The sequence below is a fragment of the Roseateles sp. genome (assembly GCF_039595295.1).
In the GTDB taxonomy this organism is placed as follows: Bacteria; Pseudomonadota; Gammaproteobacteria; order Burkholderiales; family Burkholderiaceae_C; genus Roseateles.
On the sequence record NZ_JBCNLU010000030.1, the window covers coordinates 50,761 to 58,150 of the forward strand.

Here is a 7,390-nt window from a genome sequence, read left to right on the forward strand (position 1 = left end):
GCAATGAGCGCCGATCCCGATCTGATCGCGCGGGCCGTGGCGTCGCTGGGGCCGATGATGCCGGAGCAGCCGGCGAGAGCGGCGAGGGCGGCGGGCAGGGCGTCGATCGCGAGCGCTGCGAGCGCGGACCTTGGCGTGCCGGCCTCCTCGTTCACATCCGCCGCGAGGAGAGCCCGCTTCGCGCCCACGCGCTGGCCCGCCTGGCTGCTGGGCACCTTGCCGCCGGTGCTCGCGCTGGCGCTTGCGGAGGTGGCAGTGCGCCTCGGCTGGATCGCACCGCACCTGCTTCCCGCGCCCAGCGACGTCTTCGAGGCGCTGTTGCAGATGCTGCGCGAGGGGCAGCTGTCCCAGCACGTGCTGGCAAGCAGCCTGCGCGTGGCGGGCGGGTTCGCGCTCGGCGCCGGACTGGCGGTGCTGTTGGGCGCGCTGGTGGGTCTGTCCGGCTTCGCCGCCGCGCTGCTGACGCCGAGCTTCCAGGCGCTGCGGGCGATTCCATCGCTCGCCTGGGTGCCCTTGCTGCTGCTATGGCTGGGCATCGACGAGGCGTCCAAGGTCGCGCTGATCGCCATCGGGGCCTTCTTCCCGGTCTACATGGGCGTGGCCTCGGGCTTCCGCGACGTGGATCGCAAGCTGGTCGAGGTTGCCCGGCTCCGCGGGCTGGGGCCGGTGGCGCTGGCGCGACGTGTGTTGTTGCCCGCGGCCTTGCCGTCGGTGCTGACGGGGCTGCGCAACGGGCTCAGCCTGGCGTGGATGTTCATGGTCGCGGCGGAGCTGATCGCGGCGAGTCGCGGGCTGGGCTATCTGCTGACCGATGGTCGGGAGACCGGGCGGGCCGATCTGGTGCTGGCGGCGATCGTGCTGCTGGCGGTGCTGGGCAAGCTCAGCGACGGGGCGATGGCCGCGATCGAGCGCCGCGCGCTGCGGTGGCGCGACAGTTTTGGAGGAGCGACATGACGCTGCTGGACGTGCAGGTGAGGGCGAAGCGATTCGCCGGAGCGAACGGGAAGACGCCGGTGCTGTCCGAGGTGGGCTTCGAGCTCGCGGCGGGCGAGGTGCTCGGGCTGGTCGGGGCGAGCGGCTGCGGGAAGAGCACCTTGCTGCGCATCGTGGCCGGTTTGGATCCGGAGTTCAGCGGGGAGGTCCGGTTGAACGGGCGGCCGCGGCAGGGACCGGATCGGGAGATCGGCGTGGTGTTCCAGGAGCCGAGGCTGTTTCCCTGGCTGACGGTGGCGGAGAACGTGGGTTTCGATCTGGGGCAGGGGCACGACGAGGCGTGGGTGAGGACGCTGCTTGACCAGGTGGGATTGGGCGGGCTGGGGGAGGCGCTGCCGAGGCAGCTCTCCGGCGGGCAGGCGCAGCGGGCGGCGATTGCTCGGGCGCTGTATACGCGGCCTCGGGTGCTGCTGCTGGATGAGCCGTTCTCGGCGTTGGATGCGTTCACCCGGATGAGGTTGCAGGATCTGGTGCGCGATCTGGCGCGGGCGCATGGGACGAGTCTGCTGCTGGTGACGCATGACATCGAGGAGGCGGTGCTGTTGGCGGATCGTGTGCTGGTGTTGGGGGCGGCGCCGGGGAGGATCGTCAGGGAGATTGATGTGACGCTGCATCACCCGCGCGGGCGTGGGAGCGCGGAGGTGGCGGCGTTGAGGGGGCAGGTGTTGAGGGAGCTGGAGCGGGCGGGGTGATGGGAGGGTATGAGGCTCTGGTGTGCGACAGCCCTCCCCCCAACCCCTCTCCCACTTCATGGGAGAGGGGCTCTCTTGGCCCCCCGCCCGCTTGCATGGTCCCACGCCCGTTTCTTTGCCCCTCGCCCGCTTGCGGGAGAGGGGTTGGGGTGAGGGCGATGGCATACAGCGAGCCTCCCCGCCGTTTACCCGTTTTCCTCCTATCCATCGACGTTCTGCTTCGTTCAGGGAATGACGGTCGCTTCGCAGAATGACCCGATCGCTGCTTCATCCCCGACCGTCATGTCCGTCCTGCTCATCGCCGCCAGCCCCAGTCTCCACTCGCGCTCTGGCGCGCTCTTAGGCGCCGCGGCGGAACGCCTCCACCACCACGGCCTCCCGACTCGCACCCTCAAGCTCCGCGATCTCCCCGCGCAGCCGCTGCTGCACGCGGACTTCGACGACGCCACGCTGCGCGCCGCCCTGGGCGCCGTCGCCGAGGCCCAGACCGTCGTCATCGCCACACCGATCTACAAGGCAGCCTACAGCGGCCTGCTCAAGATCTTCCTGGACCTGCTGCCGCAGGATGGCCTGGCCGGCAAGTCGATCTGGACGCTCGCCACCGGCGGCAGCCTCGCCCATCTTCTGGCGCTCGACTACGGCCTGCTGCCCGTGCTCTCCGCGCTGGGCGCGCGCTCCCACATCGACGGCGTCTATGCCGCCGACGCTCACATCGCCAAGAACCCCGCCGGCGATTACCAGGTCGCCGACGACATCCTCCGCCGCCTCTCCACCGGCGCCGCGCAGGTGCTCGACCGCAACCCGCGATCGACGCCCGTGACGTCGCCCGTGACGTCGCCCGTGACGTCGCCCGTGACGTCGCCCGTGACGCCGCCCGCGCTGGTCCTCTGACCCGATCTCTCCGATCCCGACGCGGATGACACCGCGCCGCTCCCGGCCCTCGCGGCCGTCTGCCCCAACCAACGCCCACGTCATGAGCATCGCCCTTCATCGCCGCCACGTCCTGGCGCTCGCCGCCGCCTCCACGACCCTGGGCCTGACGGGCCTGGCTCGCGCGCAGGCCAATCCCGCGGAGATCCGCATCGGCTTCCAGAAGTACGGCACGCTGACCGTGCTCAAGGCCAAGGGCGACCTGGAGAAACGCCTGAACCCGCAGGGCGTGACGGTGAGGTGGATCGAGTTCCCCGCCGGCCCGCAGCTGCTCGAGGGATTGAACGTCGGCTCCGTCGACTTCGGCACCGTGGGCGAGGCGCCGCCCATCTTCGCGCAGGCCGCCGGCGCGGACCTCGTCTACCTGGCCAACCAGCCGCCCGCGCCCACCGCCGAGGCGCTGATCGTCCAGAAGGACTCGCCGATACGCTCGCTAGCCGAGCTGCGCGGCAAGAAGGTCGCGCTGAACAAGGGCTCCAACGTCCATTACCTGCTGGTCAAGCTGCTGGAGAAGCAGGGCCTGAAGTACACGGACATCCAGGTCGTCTACCTCCCGCCGGCCGACGCCCGCGCCGCCTTCGAGCGCAAGTCGGTCGACGCATGGGTGATCTGGGATCCCTTCCTCGCGGCGGCCGAGCGCCAGCTGGGCGCGCGCGTGATCGCCGACGGCACCGGCGTGGTCTCGAATCTGCAGTTCTATCTGGCCGCGCGCGGCTACGCGGACAAGCATCCGCAAGTGGTGCAGGCCGTGATCGAAGAGTTGGGCAAGCTGGACCGCTGGGCCGTGTCCAACGGCCGCGCCGTGGCCGAGCTGCTGGCGCCGCAGATCGGCCTGGATCTGGCGACGACAGAGCTCGCGGCGAATCGCTTCTCCTACGGGATCCAACCCATCACGTCGGCCGTCGCGGCCGAGCAGCAAAAGATCGCCGACACCTTCCACGCGCTCAAGCTGATCCCCAAGCCCATCCGCATCGCCGATGCGCTGCCCACGGCCTTGCGCACCGCGACGAAGTAATCGTCCCGCGCACCGATAGCGACCCCGTTCCATCGACAACGTTCCATCGACCACCCCCCTCAAGGTCCTTCCATGAAGATCCTCTGGTTCATCCCCACGCACGGCGATTCGCGCTACCTCGGCACCTCCAAGGGCGCGCGCGTGGCCGACTTCGACTATTACCGCCAAGTCGCCATCGCCGCCGACAGCCTCGGCTACGAGGGCGTGCTGCTGCCCACCGGCCGCAGCTGCGAGGACAGCTGGATCGTCGCGGCCAGCCTGATCGAGGCCACGCGCCGCCTCAAGTTCCTGGTCGCGCTGCGTCCGGGCCTGGTGCAGCCGGTGCAGTCGGCACGCATGGCGGCGACGCTGGATCGGCTCTCCGGCGGGCGGCTGCTGGTGAACCTGGTGACCGGCGGAGACCCCGATGAACTGGCGGGCGACGGCTTGTTCCTGCCGCATGCCGAGCGCTACGCGCTGTCCGCCGAGTTCCTGCGCATCTGGCGCGAGGTGCTGTCCGCGAGCCACGACGGCGAGGACATCGACTTCGACGGCGAGCAGCTGAAGGTGAAGGGCGCGAAGCTGCTGTACCCGCCGGTGAATCGTCCGTATCCGCCGGTGTTCTTCGGCGGCAGCTCGGGCCCGGCGCATGAGCTGGCGGCCGAGCAGGTCGACACTTACCTGACCTGGGGCGAGGCGCCCGCCGCCGTGGCCGAGAAGATCGGCGAGGTGAAGGCGCTGGCCGAGGCGCGCGGCCGCACGCTGGAGTACGGCATCCGCCTGCACGTCATCGTGCGGGAAACCGAGGAGGAGGCCTGGGCCGCCGCGGGCGATCTGGTCAAGCACCTGGACGCGGACGTGGTGGCGGCGGCGCAATCGAAATTTGCCGCGATGGATTCGGTCGGACAGCGCCGCATGGCCGAGCTGCACGGCGGCCGCTTCGATCCCAAGGACATCCGCGCGGGGCTGGAGATCGCGCCCAACCTGTGGGCCGGCGTGGGTCTGGTGCGGGGCGGCGCGGGCACGGCGCTGGTGGGCAATCCGCAGCAGGTGGCTGACCGCATCAAGGCGTACGCGGCGCTGGGCTTGAACTACTTCGTGCTGAGCGGCTATCCGCATCTGGAAGAGGCCTACCGCTTCGCGGAGCTGGTGTTCCCGCTGCTGCCGCTGGACGTGCGGGAGAAGCTGGCCTCGCCCAAGCTGACCGGGCCGTTCGGGGAGATCGTCGCCAACAGCTACGTGCCGGGCACGCCCAAGCTGGCGGCGGCGAGCTGAGATGAGCGCGCCCGCCGTCCCGTCGCGCGGGGCCCTGTCCGCCGCGCTCAAGCCGATCGCGCCCTGGCTGGTGCCGCTGGCGGTGCTGGTGATCTGGCAGGTCAGCGCGCAGGCGGGCTGGTTGTCGACGCGGGTGCTGCCCGCGCCGTCGGCGGTGGCCAGCGCGGCCTGGGAGCTGGCGATGTCCGGCGAGCTCTGGCGGCATCTGGCGGTCAGCACCGGACGAGCCTTCATCGGCTTCGCGGTCGGCGGCGGCGCGGGCTTGCTGCTGGGACTGCTGACCGGCTCGCAGCGCTGGGCCGAGACGGCCTTGGACACGACGCTGCAGATGCTGCGCAACATCCCGCCGCTGGCGCTGATCCCGCTGGTCATCCTGTGGTTCGGGATCGACGAGACCGCCAAGCTCTTCCTGGTCGCGCTGGGCGTGTTCTTCCCCGTCTACCTGAACACCTTCCACGGTATCCGCGGCGTGGATCGCGACCTCATCGAGATGGCACGTTCCTACGGCCTGAGCGGCTGGGCGCTGTACCGGCGGGTGATCCTGCCGGGGGCGACGGCGTCCATCCTGGTGGGGCTGCGCTTCTCGCTGGGGCTGATGTGGGTGCTGCTGATCGTGGCCGAGACCATCTCGGCGCAGAGCGGCATCGGCTACATGACGATGAACGCGCGCGAGTTCCTTCAGACGGACGTGGTGCTGGTGGGCATTCTGATCTACGCGCTGCTGGGCAAGCTGGCCGACGTCGCGGCGCAGGCGCTGGAGCGCGCCTGGCTGCGTTGGCATCCGGGGTACCAATCATGATGAGCGTGACCGAGATCGACGTCCTCCAGGAATGGCAGGACTCCCAGCCCGCGGCGCTGCAGGGAGGCGCTCGTGAACTCGCGTCCGTGCGGCGCGAGGCGGTGGGCGGGGCGTTGTCCTCGCAGGGCGGTGGACAGCGCGTCGAGTTGATCGACCTGGGCAAGTCCTTCGGCGAGCGCCAGGTCTTGCGCGGCGTGGATCTAAGCGTGGCGCCGGGCGAGTTCGTCGCCGTGATCGGACGCAGCGGCTGCGGCAAGAGCACGCTGTTGCGGCTGCTCGCCGGGCTGGATGCGCCCAGCACGGGGACGCTGGCCGCGGGCGAGGCGTCGGACACGCGCTTCATGTTCCAGGATGCACGGCTGCTGCCGTGGGCGCGGGTGCTCGACAACGTCGCGCTCGGCCTGGAGGGCGAGGACGCGAAGGATCGCGCGCTGGAGGCGCTCGCGCAGGTCGGCCTGGCGGATCGCGCGGGCGAATGGCCGGTGCGCTTGTCGGGCGGTCAACGTCAGCGCGTCGCCTTGGCGCGCGCGCTGGTGCATGCGCCCAAGCTGCTGCTGCTCGACGAGCCGCTGGGGGCGCTGGACGCGTTGACCCGCATCGACATGCAGCGTCTGATCGAGCGCGTGTGGTCGCGGCATCGCTTCACCGCGCTGCTGGTCACGCACGACGTGGCCGAGGCGGTCGCGCTGGCGGACCGGGTGCTGCTGATCGAGGAGGGCGGGCTGGCGCTGGATCTGCGCATCGACCTGCCGCGCCCGAGGCGGCGCGACGCGGTGTTCGCGGCGCTGGAGCAGCAGTTGCTCGACCGCGTGCTGAGCACGCCGCAGTGCGAGGAGACGGCGCAGCCGTTCGAGCGCGATCGCTTGCCGGTGGCGGTGCCGGCGCAGCGGTTGAGGTGGGCGGTGTAGGTCTTCAACGCGGTGCCAGGGCATGCCCCTGAGACGGAGCGCTCGGTGGAGGGCTGTCTCGGCCGCTTGAGTCCCATCCCGCCCCGAGTTACCCTGGCCCGATGACACCCACGATCACGGCGCTTCCGAACGCCGAATGGCCGTACCTGCAGATCCTGCTCCGGCTCGCGCTGGCCCTGTCCCTGGGCTTGCTGCTGGGTCTGGAGCGCGAGCGGCGCGGCAAGGAGGCCGGCCTGCGGACCTTCGGGTTCATCGCGCTGCTCGGGGCGCTGGGCGGCTCGCTGGGCGAGCACTACGCGCTGCTGAGCCTGCTGATGACCGCCGGCCTGGCAGTCCCGCTCAACGTCCACACCATGCGCGGCGGCCACGGCCCGGAGCTGACGACCTCGGCGGCCATGCTGGTGACCTGCATGGCGGGCATCCTCTGCGGGCTGGGCCACACGGTGACGCCCGCCGCGGTGATGGTCAGCACCACCGCGCTGCTGGCGTGGAAGGAGCGGCTCTCCGGCCTGTCCATGGGCTTGACCGAGGGCGAGGTCCGATCCGCGCTGCTGCTGGCGATCCTGGCCATCGTGATCTACCCCGCGCTGCCGGCCGGCACGGTCGGCCCCTGGAACCTGATCGAGCCGCGCGCCGCCTGGGTCACCGTGATCCTGATCGCCAGCATCGGCTTCGTGAACTACATCCTGTGGAAGCTGTATGGCTCCAAGGGCTCGGAGCTGTCGGCCTTCTTCGGCGGCCTGGTCAACAGCAACTTCACCGTGGTCGAGATGGCCGCGCGCGTGAAGGAAACGCAGGG

8 protein-coding genes are annotated in these 7,390 nt (G+C 70.5%); all 8 read left to right on the top strand.

Annotated features, from left to right (window positions below; all coding sequences use genetic code 11):
• Window positions 1-3: 3 nt before the first annotated feature.
• A complete protein-coding gene (locus ABDW59_RS18725) occupies window positions 4-954 on the top strand; it encodes an ABC transporter permease (protein ID WP_343631898.1) in 951 nt (316 codons plus the stop codon).
• Window positions 951-1,685 carry an ABC transporter ATP-binding protein gene (locus tag ABDW59_RS18730; RefSeq protein ID WP_343631900.1) on the top strand — a complete coding sequence of 245 codons (735 nt, stop codon included), beginning with the start codon at window positions 951-953 and terminating at the stop codon, window positions 1,683-1,685. Before ABDW59_RS18725 ends, ABDW59_RS18730 begins: the two co-directional genes overlap by 4 nt.
• Window positions 1,686-1,967: 282 nt before the next feature.
• Entirely contained in the window at window positions 1,968-2,576 is a 609-nt protein-coding gene (gene ssuE / locus ABDW59_RS18735; protein ID WP_343631902.1) for an NADPH-dependent FMN reductase, read from the top strand.
• 82 nt (window positions 2,577-2,658) lie between these two features.
• Window positions 2,659-3,630: a sulfonate ABC transporter substrate-binding protein gene (locus ABDW59_RS18740; RefSeq protein ID WP_343631904.1), complete on the top strand. Its 972-nt coding sequence runs from the start codon at window positions 2,659-2,661 to the stop codon at window positions 3,628-3,630.
• Window positions 3,631-3,702: 72 nt separating this feature from the next.
• The gene (ssuD, locus tag ABDW59_RS18745) at window positions 3,703-4,884 is read left to right on the top strand and encodes an FMNH2-dependent alkanesulfonate monooxygenase (protein WP_343631906.1); all 1,182 of its coding nucleotides are present in this window, start codon (window positions 3,703-3,705) and stop codon (window positions 4,882-4,884) included.
• A gap of 1 nt (window position 4,885) precedes the next feature.
• The gene (gene ssuC / locus ABDW59_RS18750; RefSeq protein WP_343631908.1) at window positions 4,886-5,683 is read left to right on the top strand and encodes an aliphatic sulfonate ABC transporter permease SsuC; all 798 of its coding nucleotides are present in this window, start codon (window positions 4,886-4,888) and stop codon (window positions 5,681-5,683) included.
• 56 nt (window positions 5,684-5,739) lie between these two features.
• On the top strand, window positions 5,740-6,591 hold the full coding sequence (locus ABDW59_RS18755) for an ATP-binding cassette domain-containing protein (RefSeq protein WP_343631915.1): 852 nt from the start codon (window positions 5,740-5,742) through the stop codon (window positions 6,589-6,591).
• Between the two features lie 101 nt (window positions 6,592-6,692).
• Window positions 6,693-7,390: MgtC/SapB family protein (locus tag ABDW59_RS18760; protein WP_343631910.1), on the top strand; the 698-nt coding region annotated here is incomplete at its 3' end.